This window comes from Thermus sp. NEB1569, assembly GCF_022385295.1.
Taxonomy (GTDB): Bacteria; Deinococcota; Deinococci; order Deinococcales; family Thermaceae; genus Thermus; species Thermus scotoductus.
Map to the genome: position 1 here is coordinate 1,693,482 of NZ_CP092445.1, position 15,165 is coordinate 1,708,646.

The 15,165-nt window shown below is 64.9% G+C and carries 13 protein-coding genes and 2 tRNA genes; 10 read left to right on the top strand and 5 right to left on the bottom strand.

Features of this window, described 5'->3' with window-relative positions; translation table 11 throughout:
* Positions 1–112: 112 nt before the first annotated feature.
* Complete coding sequence (locus MI302_RS09680) at positions 113–4,591, bottom strand: glutamate synthase-related protein (protein ID WP_239725634.1); 4,479 nt, start codon at positions 4,589–4,591, stop codon at positions 113–115.
* 161 nt (positions 4,592–4,752) lie between these two features.
* On the opposite strand from MI302_RS09680, the gene MI302_RS09685 reads away from it, so the two are divergent.
* Genes MI302_RS09685 through MI302_RS09695 form a run of 3 tightly spaced genes read left to right on the top strand, consistent with a single transcriptional unit; the run spans position 4,753 to position 7,409 of the window.
* Positions 4,753–5,463 (top strand): (Fe-S)-binding protein, encoded by a 711-nt coding sequence (locus MI302_RS09685; protein WP_019551725.1) that lies wholly within the window; start codon positions 4,753–4,755, stop codon positions 5,461–5,463.
* Complete coding sequence (locus MI302_RS09690) at positions 5,453–6,835, top strand: LutB/LldF family L-lactate oxidation iron-sulfur protein (RefSeq protein ID WP_019551726.1); 1,383 nt, start codon at positions 5,453–5,455, stop codon at positions 6,833–6,835. Before MI302_RS09685 ends, MI302_RS09690 begins: the two co-directional genes overlap by 11 nt.
* A 4-nt stretch (positions 6,836–6,839) precedes the next feature.
* On the top strand, positions 6,840–7,409 hold the full coding sequence (locus MI302_RS09695; RefSeq protein WP_019551727.1) for a lactate utilization protein: 570 nt from the start codon (positions 6,840–6,842) through the stop codon (positions 7,407–7,409).
* On the opposite strand, the gene lepB is transcribed toward MI302_RS09695, so the two are convergent.
* Both lepB and MI302_RS09705 read right to left on the bottom strand, forming a co-directional pair.
* Positions 7,394–8,200 carry a signal peptidase I gene (gene lepB / locus MI302_RS09700; RefSeq protein WP_054392312.1) on the bottom strand — a complete coding sequence of 269 codons (807 nt, stop codon included), beginning with the start codon at positions 8,198–8,200 and terminating at the stop codon, positions 7,394–7,396. The two genes, MI302_RS09695 and lepB, sit on opposite strands and share 16 nt — an antisense overlap.
* A complete protein-coding gene (locus MI302_RS09705; RefSeq protein WP_239725635.1) occupies positions 8,197–8,952 on the bottom strand; it encodes a patatin-like phospholipase family protein in 756 nt (251 codons plus the stop codon). Before MI302_RS09705 ends, lepB begins: the two co-directional genes overlap by 4 nt.
* Before the next feature lie 49 nt (positions 8,953–9,001).
* Here MI302_RS09705 and MI302_RS09710 point away from each other — a divergent pair, with 49 nt between their 5' ends.
* A complete protein-coding gene (locus tag MI302_RS09710) occupies positions 9,002–9,778 on the top strand; it encodes a serine/threonine-protein kinase (protein ID WP_239725636.1) in 777 nt (258 codons plus the stop codon).
* A gap of 150 nt (positions 9,779–9,928) precedes the next feature.
* Here the strand turns inward: MI302_RS09710 and MI302_RS09715 are convergent, their stop codons facing one another.
* The gene (locus MI302_RS09715) at positions 9,929–11,026 is read right to left on the bottom strand and encodes an N-acetylmuramoyl-L-alanine amidase (RefSeq protein ID WP_239725637.1); all 1,098 of its coding nucleotides are present in this window, start codon (positions 11,024–11,026) and stop codon (positions 9,929–9,931) included.
* Between the two features lie 48 nt (positions 11,027–11,074).
* On the opposite strand from MI302_RS09715, the gene MI302_RS09720 reads away from it, so the two are divergent.
* Together MI302_RS09720 and MI302_RS09725 are read left to right on the top strand one after the other, a co-directional pair.
* Entirely contained in the window at positions 11,075–11,503 is a 429-nt protein-coding gene (locus MI302_RS09720; protein WP_026328999.1) for an OsmC family protein, read from the top strand.
* Positions 11,504–11,508: 5 nt separating this feature from the next.
* Positions 11,509–12,267 carry a type III pantothenate kinase gene (locus tag MI302_RS09725; protein ID WP_019550794.1) on the top strand — a complete coding sequence of 253 codons (759 nt, stop codon included), beginning with the start codon at positions 11,509–11,511 and terminating at the stop codon, positions 12,265–12,267.
* Here MI302_RS09725 and MI302_RS09730 read toward each other — a convergent pair.
* Positions 12,230–12,595 carry a hypothetical protein gene (locus tag MI302_RS09730; RefSeq protein ID WP_126165298.1) on the bottom strand — a complete coding sequence of 122 codons (366 nt, stop codon included), beginning with the start codon at positions 12,593–12,595 and terminating at the stop codon, positions 12,230–12,232. The genes MI302_RS09725 and MI302_RS09730 overlap by 38 nt on opposite strands.
* Positions 12,596–12,660: 65 nt before the next feature.
* Between MI302_RS09730 and MI302_RS09735 the strand changes: the two genes are divergently transcribed.
* The 4 genes from MI302_RS09735 (at position 12,661) to MI302_RS09750 (ending at position 15,161) form a co-directional block, all read left to right on the top strand.
* Positions 12,661–12,737: transfer RNA gene (locus MI302_RS09735), tRNA-Asp, on the top strand.
* Between the two features lies 1 nt (position 12,738).
* Positions 12,739–12,814 (top strand) — tRNA-Phe (locus MI302_RS09740).
* A 668-nt stretch (positions 12,815–13,482) separates the two neighbouring features.
* Positions 13,483–14,469 (top strand): hypothetical protein, encoded by a 987-nt coding sequence (locus tag MI302_RS09745; protein ID WP_370687340.1) that lies wholly within the window; start codon positions 13,483–13,485, stop codon positions 14,467–14,469.
* On the top strand, positions 14,418–15,161 hold the full coding sequence (locus tag MI302_RS09750; protein ID WP_135260897.1) for a transposase: 744 nt from the start codon (positions 14,418–14,420) through the stop codon (positions 15,159–15,161). Before MI302_RS09745 ends, MI302_RS09750 begins: the two co-directional genes overlap by 52 nt.
* Positions 15,162–15,165: the final 4 nt, after the last annotated feature.

The window sequence follows — 15,165 nt, forward strand, 5'->3', positions numbered from 1 at the left end:
TCCCCAGGCCGCCCTTCGTCTAGGGCGAGGGCTTTTACCCCCAGGACCTCGAGGTCCTGGGAAAGCCCATGGATCCTTTCAACGAACCACCCTGGGAGCTTCCCTTTGAGCCCTACTCCGTGCTCACCCCCTGCTCCACCTGCTGGTTCACGGGCTCCACCATGCGGAAGTGCTGGGCAGGATCCTCCAGAAGCTTCTCCAGGCGGGCCGCCTTCTCCTCCCGCTTGGCCTCCTTGAGGACCCGGATGTAGGCGGAAAGAAGCTCCCGCACATCCTCTATCCCCCTCAGGTCCAGGGGCTTCACCGCCACCTTGGCCCCCTTGGCCAGGCGGCGCTTCATGGCCTCCTCCGTGAGGCCCATCTCTGGCCAGTGGCGGAGGTAGACCCGCCCCCCAGTCATGCCCGAGCAGATCCAGGGCCCGGGGTCCCCCAGGACCAAGGCCCGCCCCCGGGTCATGTACTCAAAGGCAAACCCCTTGGCCTGGGCCCGGGCCGCCAGGTTGCCGAGCTCGTCCCTCAGGGGCCTTTCCGGCTCCCCGCCCAGGATGACATCCGCCCCGGAAAGCCGGATGCAGAAGCGGCTATCCGCCACCCCCTCCACGATGAGGAGGCCCCCTATGGCCCCGTAGGCGAAGCTCTTGCCCACGGAGCCATCCACATAGGCCCCGTAGGGGTTCCGGCCCTTGAGGATGGCCACGGTGCCCCCAAAGGCGCTCTTGGCCACCCCGTCCTGGGCCCCTCCTTCCACCACCACCTTCATGCCCTCGAGGTTAAAGGCCGCCAGGCCATTCCCGGCCACGCTTCCCGCGTCAAAGCGGAGCTCCACCTCGGCGTCAAATCCCTTGCCGTAAAGCCGCCTTCTTGCGATCTCCCCTGCCAGGTGGGCCCCCAGGGCGCGGTCGGTGGAGTTCACCGGCCCCTCCTGGAAGACCAGCTTGCGGCTTCCCTCCCCATAAGCCCCCATCACCACCTCAGTGATGGTGCGGGTGAGCTGGTTCAAGGGCTTCCTGAGCACATGGGCCGAGGTGTCCTTAAGCCACTCGGGCTCCTCCACGGGCAGGAAGAAGTAGGAAAGGTCCAGCTCCTCCAGGTGGTCCCGCTGGTAGAGGAGGTCCACCCGGCCCCTCAGCTCCCTAAGGGAGCGAGCCCCCAAGGCGGCCACCAGCTCCCTTAGGGCCTCCCCCTTGGCCTCAAAGAAACGGGTGAGGTGCTCCACCGCCCGGTCCAGGTCCTGGGGCACGAAGCGCTTTAGCCCGTGGGCCAAAGCCTCCTCCAGCGTCTCGATCTGGGTGGTGATGCCCACGTGGCAGGTATCCAGCTGGCATCCCCGGCAGATGGTGCAGCCGATGGCCACCATGGCCATGGTGGCCATGCCCACCCGGTCCGCTCCCAGAAGGACCATGCGGAGCACATCGTAGGCGGTCTTAAGGCCACCATCCGCCCAGATCTCCACCCGGTCGCGAAGCCCGGCCCGCACCAAGGCCCGGTGGGCCCGCCGCACCCCGATCTCCACGGGAAGCCCCGCATACTTGAGGGCATGGAGCCTGGCCGCCCCCGTCCCCCCCTCAAACCCCGAGAGGGTGATGACATCCGCCCCCGCCTTGGCGATTCCCACGGCGATGGTGCCGATCCCGGGGATGACGGGCACCTTCACGGAAACCAGGGCCTTGGGGTTCACCGTCTTCAGCTCTTCGATGAGCTGGGCTAAGTCCTCGATGGAGTAGAGGTCGTGGTTGTTGGAAGGGCTGATGAGGTCCACCCCGGGCACGGCGTTGCGGGCAGCGGCCACCTTGGGGGAAACCTTCTTCCCCGGCAGGTGCCCTCCCTCCCCCGGCTTGGCCCCCTGGCCGATCTTGATCTCGATGACCGTGGCGGAGTTCAGCATGTAGGCGTGGACGCCAAACCGGCCCGAGGCCACCTGCTGGCCGCGCCAGTGGGTGTACTTGCCCAGCATATCGGGGATCTCCCCACCTTCCCCGTTGATGCAGAGCATGTTGAGGCGCTTGGCCGCCTCCACATAGGCGCGGAAGGAGGCCTCCCCTTGGGAACCGAAGCTCATGGCGCTGATCAGGAAGGGCAAGGAGTGGCCCCCCACGGAGAGGTCCACCTCCTCGGCGGAAACCTCGCTCCTTTCGGGGAAGCGCACCTCCAAGAGTTGCCTAGCCGCCACCGGGCTTTCCCGCTCCAGGGAGCGGACCTTTTCCTGGAAGTGGCTATAAGGGGCCTGGCCGCTTGCCACCTCCTGGGCCGCCTTGTAGATCCTGGGGTTGAAGCGGAAGTCCTTGGCGGGCAGGACCTTTTCCGCTCTCAGGAAGCCCTCCCGCTCCAAAAGGGTGCGCTCCAGCTCCAAAAAGCCGTATCCTCCGGTCTCCGAACCCAGGAAGTTCCGGGTGCCAAAAAGCTCGGCCAGCTCCGGCTTGAGCCCGATGGCGCTGAAGATCTTCCCGTAGCCCCGAAGCTCGTGGATGCCCATGGTGGAGGTGACCTTTTCCAAACCCTTGCGCAGGGCCTCGAGGACACCCGCCACCCCCTTCCTCCCCTCCAGGGCCCGGGCCTTCTCCTCAAGAAGCCAGGGGGCCACCGCCTCCGCCCCCAGGCCCAGGAGGAAGGCCACGTCGTGAAGGTTCCTCACCCCTCCGGAGTGCACCAGGATGGAGGTACGCCGCCTCAGGGCGACTCCCTCGGCATCCCGCTTCATGAGGGCCCGGTTCACCGCCGCCACCGCCAGGCCGATATCGATCCAGATCCCACCCTGGAAGGCCTCCCGGTCGGAGAGGATGAGGACCTCGGCCCCTTCCTCCACCGCCTTAACCGCCTCCTCCTCCAGGCGCTTAAGCCCAAGAAGAAGCCCCTCCTCCACACCGAACTGGGGCACGAGGGTGGCGGTCTTGAAGCGGGATTTCACCTCAGCCAGGGTCAGGGTGCCGAAGCTTTCCGCAAGGCCCTGGTCCTCCTCCAAGACGATGGGCAAAAGAAGCTCCTCCACCCTTCCCCCACCCCGTCCGTCGGGAAGAGGGCGCCGGCCCAGGAGGGTGCGGGTGGAGAAGTGTTCGATCTCCCGCTCCCGGTCGATGGCCGGGTTGGTCACCACCGCCACGGTCTCCTTGAAGAACTCGGAAAGGTTGGGCTTCTCCGGGTTCAAGGCGGCCAGGGGACCGTCGTAGCCCAGAGAGCCGATGGGTTCGTTGCCAGTCTTGGCCAGGGCCTCGAGGTAAGCTCCATCCCACCGGTCCCAGCCGAAGGCCCGCTCCAAGCCCAACGGGGGCGGGGCCGGCTTCTCCTCCACCTGGGGCTCGCTCCCCCCGGCCACGGGGGGCGGAGCCTGGCGGATGGGCCCCGAAAGGTGGACCCGGTACCCTGCCACCGGGGTGCGGGCGGCGATCCGCTCCAGCACCAGGCGCTGGTGGCGGTCAAAGGGAAGGACCCGGGGGCCCTCCGGGGTCAGGCGCAGGTAAACCTTTTCCCCGGGAGCCAGGGGCTTGGGTTCGCCCACAAACTCCTCGGCGTTGAAAACCCCCCTTTCGGAGGAGAAGACGATCTCGTAAGGGGTTTCAAACTGCCACAGGGGGCGCAGGCCCATGGCGTCGGTGGCGAAGACCGCCTCGTCCCGGTGGCGGCTCACGATGGCCGCGGGGCCCTGGGCCAGGGGGCCAAAGCGCTGCCTTAAGGCCATGTAGAGGTCCTGGAGGTCCTCGGGCAGGGCCTTGATCTCCCCCAAAACGGGGGGGAAGACCAGGTCCATGGCCTCGGGCAGGGTGAGGCCAAAGCGGTAGATGAGCCCCTCCAGCATGCGGTTCAGGTCCTGGGAGTCCGACCCCCCGGTGCGGGGGATGCCCAGGTAATCCAGCTCCCGCCTGAGGCGCTCGATGGTATTGATCTCCCCGTTGTGGCCGATAAGGCCGAAGGGCTGCACCTGTTCAAAGGTGGAGAGGGTGTTGGTGGAGTAGCGGTTGTGCCCAAGGGCAATGGCGCTCTTAAACTCGGGGCGGGAAAGCTCGGGGTAGTAGCGCTTCAAAAGCTCCGCCGCCCCCCGCACCTTGTAGACCACGCTGTAGGTGGAAAGGGAAACCACGTGGACGGGGAAGCTGGCCTCGAGCCTCAGGCCCAGCTCCCACAGGGGAGCGTCCCCATCGGGGCTAAGCCCCGCCACCTGGAGGAAGATGGGCTCCGTGCGACGGCCCACGGGGCCCAGAACCTCGCTCACCACCTCCCCCCGGCGGAAGAGGACCGGGCGCACCCCAAGGGGCTGGCCCTCCCGCCTCAGGAGCTCGTAGAACTCCTCGAGGCGCCCCGCCTCGGTTTTGGGCAGGAAAAAGTGCCCCACGAAGAAGCGGGGGTTAAAGGCCAGCTCCGGCTCCAGTCCCGCCCCCTCCAGGAAGCGGGCCCATAGCTCCCGGGGGATATCGGTCTGGATGCCTGTCCCATCCCCTTCTCCCCGGATGGCCCCTGCCCGGTGGGCCATGCGGTACAGGCTTTCCAGGGTCCTCCGCACGATCCGGTGGGAGGGCTTGCCGCTTTTCTCCGCCATGGCGATGATGCCGCAGGCATCCTGGCCTAGGGGGATATCCGGGTAGGCTTCCTTCCAGGTCATCTTGGGGCTCCTTCTTTACGCTTGGGGTTTGGTGTAGGCAAAGGTATGCACGTCGTTCCTGGGATTATACACCCCCCTGGGGGTAGGGTCAAGGCGTTTGTTCCAACCCCCGCGAGCAGTCAAGCCCCCTTGGTCTGGCCAAGCCGTTAGTATAGGGGCAAATGCGGGTAGCCCTCTTCATCACCTGCCTGGCCGATCAGTTCTACGCGGAAGCGGGGGTGGCCACGGTACGCCTCCTGAGGGCCTTAGGGGTGGAGGTGGACTTCCCCAAGGAGCAGACCTGCTGCGGCCAGCCTGCCTTCAACGCCGGCCACTGGAAGGAAGCCCGGTCCCTGGCCCAGCGGACCGTAGGCATCTTCCAGGATGCCGAGTACGTGGTCCTGCCCTCGGGAAGCTGCGCCAGCATGGTGAAAAACCACTACCTCGAGCTTCTTCCCGGGGACGGGGAAGCCCTTAGGCTTTCGGAGAAGACCTACGAGCTATCCCAGTTCCTGGTGCGGGTGCTGGGCGTGACCGAGCTGGGGAAGGGGCTTCAGGGGAAAACCATAGCCTACCACCACGGCTGCCACGCCTTAAGGGAGCTTGGGGTCAAGGAGGAACCCCTTTTGCTCCTGAAAAACAGCGGGGCGGAGATCCTCCCCTGGGAGGCGGCGGAGGAGTGCTGCGGCTTTGGGGGGCTCTTCTCGGTGAAGCTTCCCGAGGTCTCCCTGGCCATGGCCGACCGCAAGATCTCCACCCTGCCCAAGGCGGATGCCCTCACCTCCACGGACGCCGGGTGCCTCCTCCACTTAACCGGGCGCATGGGCACGCAGGGAAGGAACATGCGGGTGGTTCCCCTGGCCACCCTTCTATGGGAGGCGTATGCAGGTTAAGGCCAAACTCTACCCCAAGGAAGCCGCCAGGCTCTTAAGGGAACACCCCGGGGTGCGGGAGGCGGTCACCGGAGCCACCCTGCACTTCGAGGAAGGTCGCAAGAGAGCTTACCAGGAGATCGATGCCGAGGCCTGGCGGGAAAGGGCCAGGAGGGTCAAGGACCACCTCCTCACCCACCTGGACCATTACCTGGAGCTGGCGGAAAAGCGGCTACAGGAAAAGGGCGTCCGGGTGCACTGGGCGGAAGGCCCCGAGGAAGCCCACCGCATCCTGAGGGAGATCGTGGCCCGCCACGGGGTGAAGCGGGTGGTGAAGGCCAAGAGCATGCTCACGGAGGAGCTGGGGGTGAACCCTCTTCTGGAGTCCCTGGGGGTGGAGGTGTACGAAACCGACCTCGGGGAATACCTGATCCAGCTCCTGGGGGAACCTCCAAGCCACATCGTAGGCCCGGCCATCCACCTGGCTCTTCCCGACATCCAAAGGCTTTTCCACCAGCGCTTCGGTACCCCCGTGGACGCCTCCCCCGAGGCCCTGGCCGCCGTGGCCAGGAAGGTCCTGCGGGAAGCCTTCCTCACCGCCGACCTGGGCATCAGCGGGGCCAACTTCCTGGTGGCGGAAACCGGCACCCTGGCCCTCATGGAGAATGAGGGGAACATCCGCCTTTCCACCAGCCTCCCCAGGGTGCACGTGGCCTTCGTGGGGATCGAAAAGCTTCTCCCCCGCTTCGCCGACCTGGCCCTCTTCCTCCCCCTCACCGCCCGGGCCGCCACAGGGCAGCGGCTTTCCACCTACGTTTCCCTCATCCAGGGCCCGGCGAAGGAGGGAGAGGAGGGGCCTAAGGAGGTCCACGTGGTCCTGGTGGACCACGGCCGCACCACCCTTCTCCACGACTCCGAGGCCTGGGAGGTCTTGCGGTGCCTCCGCTGCGGAGCCTGCCTGAACGCCTGTCCCGTCTACCGCCAGACTGGGGGGCACCCCTACGGCTACGTCTACTCGGGGCCCATCGGGGCGGTTCTGGACCCCGGGCTTTTGGGCCTCGAGGACACCTACCCCCTTCCCTACGCCTCCACCCTCTGCGGAGCCTGCTACGAAGCCTGCCCGGTAAAGATTCCTATCCCCAAGCTTCTCCTCACCTGGCGGCAGAGAGCGGTGGAGCGGGGCCTCGCCCCCACCTGGGAAAAAGGTGCCATGCAGGCCTTTTCCAAGGTGATGCAAAGCCCAAGCCTCTACCGGCTTTTCTCCAAGGCCCTAAGGGGCCTCCCCCTGCCCCAGGACCTCCTTCCCCTTCTTAAGGCCTGGACCGAGGGACGGGGTCCCTTACGGCCCAGCCCCAAGCCCTTCCACGAGCTTTGGCAGGAACTCAAGGAGTAAGGCCATGGACGCCAAATCCCGCATCCTAAGCCGCATACGGCATGCCCTTAAGGAAAGGCCCAAGGCCCTTCTCCCCGAACATCCCCACCCGGCTTTTTCCCAAGATCCCCTGGAGCTTTTCCTGAAACGCCTGGCGGAGAATGGGGCTGAAGGCCACCTTGTGGATAAGGAAGGAGCCAGGAAGCTTCTTGCCGACCTGGCCCAGGGGCTTTCCGGAGCCGCTTACGGCAAAGGGGTACCCGACGCCCTCCGCCTCCTGCCGGAGCTTCCTCCCGAAGAGGCCCCCTTAGGGGTTTCCCGGGCCCTTTTCGCCGTGGCGGAAACGGGTACCGTGGCCCTCTCCTCGGAGGATGGCAGGAAGGCCCAGCTCTTGCCCCCCGTTCACCTGGTCCTGGTGGAGGAAGAGCGGCTTTATCCCAGCCTCCTCGAGGCCTTTTTGGACCTGAAATCCCTTCCCAGCGCCATAGGCCTTCACTCCGGGCCCTCCAAAAGCGCCGACATTGGCCAGGTGATGGTCAAAGGGGTGCACGGCCCCGGCCGGTTGGTGGTGGCCGTGCTTCAGGGCACCTGGTAGGCGGGGGGTGGGGAAAGCCTCCTCAGGTTCAGGCGAATCCCCCCTTCTTCCCGCACGAAGATGGGCCACCACACGAAGCTGGCCCTGCCGGCGATGGCCTCCAAGGGTACCGGACCAAAGGTGCGGGAGTCCTCAGAACCCCCCAGGGTACGGTTATCCCCCATGACGAAGTAGTACCCCTTCTTGAGGCGGATTTTCCCCACCTCACAGGCCTCGGTGAGGCGGCTTCGGGCCAGGACCTCCTGCGAAGGGGGCAGAAGCATCTCCCTTAGGGGTTTCAAGTAGGCGGGAAGAAGCTCCACGGGGAAATCCCCTTGCTGGGTGAGGATTCGGGTCATGCGCCCGTCCTTGTAGCAAACCCCGGGAAAGGAGTCGGGCCAAGGGGCGATGTGGTCGGTGATGTGCCTTTCGTCCAGGGGCTTCCCGTTGACGTAGACCACCCCCCGCTCCACGTAAACTTCATCCCCGGGTACCGCCACGATGCGCTTGATGAAGAAGGCCCTGAAGCTAAAACCCAGTACGGGAAAGCGGGCAGTGGCGTTGGGGGTTCCTTCCGGAGGCTTAAGGATGGCGATCTCTCCCCTTTTCCACTCCATCAGGCCAAAGCGCACCAGCCAGGTTTCCCACTTGGGCACCAAAACCCGCTCCCCGTTTTTCAGCGTGGGAAACATGCTCTGCCCCACCACCCCCACGGTGGTGAAGACAAAGGTGGTGACCAAAAACGCCACCAGCAGGGCTTCCCCCACCTGGCGGAACCACTCCTTGAAAAGATACTCCCAAAACGCCTTCATACCCCTCCTACTTTACCGGCAATCGCCTTTTTCGCCGCCTCGCGCCCAGCCTGCACTATTTCCTCCAAGCGACGGAAGTCCTCTATGCCCACCCCGGGCAGGCTGGGCCTGACGTACACCTCCGGGGCGTACAGGGTAAGGCGGACGGAGGTGAGGTGAAGTTGCATGAGGTCCACCGCCCGCCGGGCCAGGGCCAGAAGGCCCCTGGGAGCCCCTGCCACCTCCCGCTCCGGCGTGACATCCACGACCCAGACCTCTGTGGCCCCCAAAAGGCGGGCGGCGTCCACCGGCAGGTTGTCCAGGACCCCCCCATCAAAGAGGATTTGCCCCTCCCGCTCCACCGGGGCAAGAAGCCCGGGATAAGCGGCGGAGGCCAGGACGGCGCTTGGCAGGTCCCCCTGGGTGAGAAAAAGAAGCCTCCCCGAAACCACGTCCACGGTGGTGACCGCCAGGGGCTTCTTCAGCGCGTCAAAGCTCTTGGGCAGGTGTTCCGCTAGGAAGTCCAGAAGCTTTCGCCGCGAAAATATTCCCTCCCGGGGGGAGAAGCCCAAAAGGCCAAGCCAGGGGGTCCGGCGGGCTAGGGCCAGCATCTCCTCCGGGGTCTTGCCCGCGGCGTAAAGGGCCCCCACGATGGCCCCCATGCTGGTTCCCGCCACCACCTGGAAGTCCAAACCCGCCTCCAGGAAGACCTCGAGGGCCCCGATATGGGCAAGCCCCCTAGCCCCTCCACCGGAAAGTGCCAGGCCACGCACGCCAAAATCCTAACGGCTTCTTTAGTGAAAGAGGTGAAGGCTGGATATAGTGGAGGCGGTGAGCCTGGCGGGGAAAGTCCTCCTGAACCGATACCGCGTGGTGCGCCCCCTGGGGCACGGAGCCTTGGCCACCGTCTACCTGGCCTTTGACCGCTTTGGCACCCCTTACGCCCTCAAGGTCTTCCCCAAGGGGGCCGAGGCCAGGCGCAACCGGGAGTTCTGGGTAGGGAAGCAGCTTTCCCACCCCAACCTGAACCCGGTTCTGGAAAGCCTGGACCTCGAGGAAGGCCCCGCCCTCCTCCTGGCCTACGCCCCTGGGGAGGAGATGGGGCGCTGGATGGGGCGCCGCCCCGAGCGCCCTCGGGCCTTATACGTCTTCCGCCAGCTCCTCATGGCCTTGGCCCACATGCACGCCAAGGGCCTGGTGCACCGGGACGTGAAGCCGGAAAACTTCATCGTGGCGGGAACGGACGAGGCCAAGCTGGTGGACTTTGACCTCTCAGGGCCGGCCCTCGAGGCCTTCCGAAAACCCCTTAGGGTGGGCACCCTACCCTACCTGGCCCCCGAACAGGTCCTGGGGCAAAGCCCCGGCCCCGAAGCCGATGTGTACGCGGCGGGCATCATCCTCTACTGGATCCTCTCCGGGGAACATCCCTTTGTGGGTGGGCCGGAGGAGGTCCTCCTGGGGCATCTTCAGGAGCCCGTGCCCCCCATCCCCGGCCTGGCCCCTCCGCAGCAGGCCTATTTGGAGCGCCTCCTGGCCAAATCCCCCAAGGAACGCTTCCCCTCGGCAAAGGAGGCCCTCGAGGGGTTTCCCTTCCCTTGAAATGGCTTCCTGCTGGATCCTCTCCACCCTTCTGGGCTCCGCCCTTTAAACCTGTGGCCTGGGATCCCGAACCCACTCTAAGGCTCAACGCCTGCCCTCCTGGCCCCGATCCCAAACCGGACTGAGCCTTCCCTTCCCCCTCCCTAGCCCTCAGCGGGCATAGGCCCCGTTGGCCAAAAAGGTGAGGATGCCCGAAAGAAGCCCCTGGGCCACCTTCTCCCGGTAGGTGGGGTCGGCAAGCCGCCTTCCCTCCACCGGATGGTCCCCGAAGCCCATCTCCACCAAGACCGCCGGTACCTTGGCGTAGCGAAGCACGAAGAAGTCGCCCGGGAAGGTCCCCCGGTAGGTGCTTCCCGAGGCCTGGGAAAGATGCCGCCCCAGGGTTTCCGCCAGGCGCTGGCTGTAGCGCTGGTTGGCCTGGGCCACAATGTCAAAGAGAATCCTCTCCGCCACGGTGCGGGCTTCCTGGGTAAGGCGCTTTCCCAACTCCCCGCCGCCGTTTTCCCGGATCACTTGGGTCAAAACCCGGGCATCCTGGGCCCGGCCAAAGTAAAACACCTCCACCCCTTGGGCGGTGCGGGTGGGCGTGGCGTTCACGTGGAGGGAGATAAAAAGGTTCACCTGGGAGCTATCCGCCAGGGCCGCCCGCCGGGAAAGGTCCTCCCGCTTGTCCGGGGACAGGTGCATATCCCGGTCCCGGGTGAGGCGCACCTCTATTCCCTCCCTTTCCAGCAGGCGCTTGAGGCGAAGGGCCACATCCAGTACCACCTCTTTTTCCACCACATACCCCACCATCCCCGGGTCCACCCCCCCGTGGCCAGGGTCCAGGAGGACCACGGGTTTGGGCGGCTTGGGGGGTCGGTTGCGGGGGGGGTCCGAAGCAGGCTTGGCCGGGGAAGCGGCCTCCTTCTTGAGCGTTAAGTCCACCACCAACCGATCAGGGTCGGTATAGCGCACCACCTTGGCCTCCACCGGCCCCTTCAGGCGCACCACCACCCGCACCCCTTCCCCCTCCGGGATGGTCTCTATGGAAACCACCTCCGGGGAGTTCACCACCTGGTCCAAGGGAGATGCCTTAACCCCCTTCAAGACCAAAACCAGTTGGCCGTTTTCCTGAGAAAGGGTATGTTGTACCTCCTTAGAGGGCAGGTCAAAGACCAGGCGGGTAAAGCCCTCGTGCACCCCCACGCGGGGAAAGGCCCAGGCCAGGCTCCATACCAAGGCAAAAACCAGAAGCAATACCCGCATCTACGCCCATTCTAGCGGGAAAGGTTAAAGCCTGATAAAATCCGGCTCATGACGAAGAAGGTCGTGATCCACCATCTGGTAGGCCACCGCTTCCTGGGAATGAACGAGCAAGGGGACAAGGTGATGATCGACGGAGACCAGCCCGCCACCGGCCCCCGTCCCATGGAGCTCCTCCTCATGGCCCTAGGGGCCTGCACTGCCTACGACGTGGTGGACATCATGAAGAAGAAAAAGCAGCCCCTGGCCCGCTACCGGGTGGAGGTGGAGGGCATCCGGGCGGAAACCCACCCCAGGCGCTACACCCACATCACCGTGACCCACATCGCCTCAGGGCCCAACGTGACCCTGGAGGCCCTCGAGCGCGCCGCCCACCTTTCCCACACCAAGTACTGCTCCGTTTCCGCCAGCCTCAACGCCGAGATCACCGTCAAGGTGGTGCTGGAGCCCTGGGAAGAAGGCCAAGAGACCCAAGGCTAAGCGCCATGCTCCTGGCCATAGACATCGGCAACACCTCCACCGCCCTTGGGGTCTTCTCCGGGGAGGAGCTCGTCGCCCACTTCCGTATCCACACCGATCGGATGCGCATGGAAAGCGAGTACCGGGTAATGCTAAGAAATCTCTTCGCCCTGGAAAACCTCCCCCCTCCCAATGCCGCCCTCCTCTCCAGCGTGGTGCCCCCCGTGGAGAGGGAGATGAAGGAAGCCATAGAGAAGCTCTTCAGCATCAAAGCCCAGGTGGTGGATGCCGGGGCCACAGGGCTCGAGGTATGCATAGACAACCCCAAGGAAGCTGGCACCGACCGCCTGGTGAACGCCGTGGGCGCTTTGGGCTACGAAAGCCCCACGGGCCGCTACATCGTGGTGGACTTCGGCACCGCCACCACCTTTGACCTGGTAGAGGCCCCCAACCGCTACCTGGGCGGGGCCATCACCATCGGCCCCCAGACCGCCGCCGACGCCCTGGCGGCCAGGACCGCCAAGCTCCCCCGCATAGACCTGGTCCCTCCCACCCAGGTGGTGGGCAAGAACACCCTGGACGCCCTGCGCTCGGGCCTGGTCCTGGGCTATGCCGCCTTGGTGGAGGGCATGGTGCGCCGCTTCAAGGAGGAAGCCGGAGAAGCCCTGGTGATCGCCACCGGGGGCTTTGCGGAAACCCTAAGGGATCTCTGCCCTTCCTTTGACGTGGTGGACGAGGACCTAACCCTTAAAGGCCTTCTTCGCATCCACAAGGGGCAAGGGTAAACCAGTACACCCACCGACCCTCCTCAGGGAGAAGGCTGTACCGGTGACCTTCCACCCGGTAGCACCCCAGGTCCCGCCAGAGACCGGGCCGCTCCCGGAGGAAGACCCTAAGCGGGGTGCCTCTTTTCTGGGCCAAAAGCAGGCAAAGATTTCCCCCAACGGGCTCCTGGTTTCCCCGCTTGCCCTCCCCCTGGTAGAGGATGCGGCCATCGGGCAAGAAAACATTCCGGTACCCCGACTCCCCCCGGTCCACCAAGAGGCTACGCTTCCCTATGCCCTTCCGGGTCCTGTGGTAGGCGAAGACCTCGCTCCAGCTTAAGCTTGACACCGCCCTTTCCCCCGGCTATCATCCTAAGTGCCCGGTCGGACGCCCCCGACCCGGCAACAACCTAAGGCCCCGTGGTGTAGTTGGTTAACACACCCGCCTGTCACGTGGGAGATCGCGGGTTCGAGTCCCGTCGGGGCCGCCAGGCCGAGGTAGCTCAGTTGGTAGAGCATGCGACTGAAAATCGCAGTGTCGGCGGTTCGATTCCGCCCCTCGGCACCAGGGAGAAAGCCAAACCGCCCTCCTGAAGAGGGCGGCTTTCCTTTGTTCCTACCCGGGATTGACCCTTTTGCTACACTACCCCTCAAGGGGGTGGGAACCTGGAAGGAAACCCTACGGATTCCGGGTGGGCATTCAGATAAAAGATTTCTCGGCACAGAAGGCATTGATTTTTAGGATATTGCCGATGAATTTACGGGGTGTATTCCAAAAGGTGTATTGGGCAGGCCGTGGGAGCAGGGGCTCCACGGCCTCCCTGTTTTTTTAAGGGCATTCCCCCCAACCCGGAAGGTCCCCCCTCGCTCCCCAGGGTACTACCCAGCTGGCCAGGGATGTGCTAGGCTGGGTAGTGTAAATTTGATTTTATCCAGAAAATTGTTGGTGGAGTGCCTATTTTTGCCGTGTACATACCTATTCTTTACCTCTTGACAGTATTGACAGACCCCCCTAAAGTGAAAGACAAGCAAACGGGGCCAACCCCCCGGAAGCTCTAGGAAAAGGAGGGATGAAGATGAAGAAGCTAATCGCTAAGGTTCTGGCGCTTCTCGGCTCTCTGGTGGCTTTGGGGCTGGCGGCTGGGGCTACCGTGCACTGGAAGTAACGAACGGCCACAAGCTGGCCGTTTTTTCTTTGGCCCCCTAGAGGGGGCCTCGTGTTATGCTTAGGCCAGTATGCGGCAAAGGCTTCGCGGCCTGGACCTGCCCCCACCCCGGGTGCTGGTCTATGTTCTCAGCGTCTTCGCAGCCTTCCTCCTAGCGGAGGGCTACCTCCTTTTGCGCCACGGGTTCAGCCTTCCCCCGCCCGGGCTAAGCTGGTTAGACCTCCTCTTCTGGGCCGGCTTGGTCTTCTGGAGCGTGCGGGTGGAGATCCGCCTGCCCCTCAATGCCAGCGTAAGCCACCTTTTCCTCTTCGCCCTGGCCCTGGTGGCCCTGGCTCCCCCTTGGCTGGCCCCCCTTTGGGTCTTCCTCTTTCAACCCAGCGATAACGTGTGGTACAAACAGCTCTTCAACCGCTCCCAGGACGCCCTGGCCACCCTGGCCGCCGCCCTGGTCTGGGGGTTTTTCCAGGCCAACCCCCTCCTTCTGGGAACCCTGGACCTAAGTGCCGGAATGGGTATTGGCTTGGCGACAATGGCGCTTTTCTTCGTCAACACTAGCTTAGTTTCCCTGGCTATCCACTTAGCCAGCGGTACCCCCTTGAGGGAGGTGTGGAGAAAAAACTTCGGTTGGCTTACGGTCAGCTACCTCTTCCTCTCCCCCATCGCCCTCCTCCTGGCCCGGGCCTACGAAACCCCATTGTTGGGCGGCTGGGGAGGGTGGACGGTCCTTTTCTTCCTGATACCCCTCCCCCCCTTTCGGATATTCAATGCATACCCCCTTGACAAGCCAAAGGAAAAGGGGGCGCTTGGTGAGCTGTGGAAGAACACCAGACGCCCCCTTCCATCCTACCCCTGCCCCTGGAGGAACTGGTCCCCCTGCTCCAGGCATGGCTCCAAGCCCGCTTGCCAGAAGGGGAGAGAAAACCCGGCAGGCCCAGGACCTTCTCCGACCTCAGCCTCTTTCTCTTCCACCTGGTCCGCGCCCTCCTGGGCTTCTCCAGCGAACGCATGCGCCGGGAACTGGCCCGCAACCCTAGGCTCCGCAAGCGCCTCGGTCTAGAGCGCGTTCCCTCCTCTGCCACCCTCAGCGAGCGGAGCCGGAAGCTACCCTGGCCCCTCCTGCGGGGAGGGAAGCGGGTGGGCCGGGGGAGGCGGGTGCTGGCCATGGACGCCACCCTTCTCCCCGCCCAGAGGTCGGATGGGGAGGCGGCTTGGGGCGTGGGCTCGGATGGGGGCTGGGTTTATGGGTACAAGCTCCACCTCCTCGTGGACCTGGACACGGGGGAGGTGCTGGCCCTACGGGTGACCCCGGCCTCATGGCACGACTCCCCGGTGGGGCGGGGGATGCTCTGGGGGGTGGAGAGGTTTCCTGGGGAGAAGCCCCCCGTGGTGGTGGCGGACGCGGCCTACGAGGGGGAAGCCAACTTTCGGTTGGCGAGGAGGCGAGGGATGCTTCTGGTGACGGGGCATAACCGGAGACGGGGAAGGCCAAAGGGGAGGGGGCGGCTTTTGAACCTGCGGCGGCGGGGGAGAGGTGCGTACCGGAGGCTTTTGGGGCGGCGGTGGGAGCTGGAGACGGTTTTTGGTCTGCTGAAGGGGCCGATGGGGCTGGTGGGGGCGGTGGGGAGGGTACGGGGGCTGAAGGCGGTGGCCCTGCAAGTGGAAGCTTGGGTGATGGCCTGGAGCGTGGTGGCCCAGCTTCTTGGGCAGGCGGGTCTGCCCATCACCCGGGTGTTGCGGGTGGTGGCGTGAGGTG

Bases quoted from the DNA above. Each gene is read 5' to 3' on its own strand.
- MI302_RS09680 (WP_239725634.1), bottom strand. From the start codon at position 4,591: ATGACCTGGAAGGAAGCCTACCCGGATATCCCCCTAGGCCAGGATGCC.
- MI302_RS09685 (WP_019551725.1), top strand. From the start codon at position 4,753: ATGCGGGTAGCCCTCTTCATCACCTGCCTGGCCGATCAGTTCTACGCG.
- MI302_RS09690 (WP_019551726.1), top strand. From the start codon at position 5,453: ATGCAGGTTAAGGCCAAACTCTACCCCAAGGAAGCCGCCAGGCTCTTA.
- MI302_RS09695 (WP_019551727.1), top strand. From the start codon at position 6,840: ATGGACGCCAAATCCCGCATCCTAAGCCGCATACGGCATGCCCTTAAG.
- lepB (WP_054392312.1), bottom strand. From the start codon at position 8,200: ATGAAGGCGTTTTGGGAGTATCTTTTCAAGGAGTGGTTCCGCCAGGTG.
- MI302_RS09715 (WP_239725637.1), bottom strand. From the start codon at position 11,026: ATGCGGGTATTGCTTCTGGTTTTTGCCTTGGTATGGAGCCTGGCCTGG.
- MI302_RS09720 (WP_026328999.1), top strand. From the start codon at position 11,075: ATGACGAAGAAGGTCGTGATCCACCATCTGGTAGGCCACCGCTTCCTG.
- MI302_RS09725 (WP_019550794.1), top strand. From the start codon at position 11,509: ATGCTCCTGGCCATAGACATCGGCAACACCTCCACCGCCCTTGGGGTC.
- MI302_RS09745 (WP_370687340.1), top strand. From the start codon at position 13,483: ATGCGGCAAAGGCTTCGCGGCCTGGACCTGCCCCCACCCCGGGTGCTG.
- MI302_RS09750 (WP_135260897.1), top strand. From the start codon at position 14,418: ATGCGCCGGGAACTGGCCCGCAACCCTAGGCTCCGCAAGCGCCTCGGT.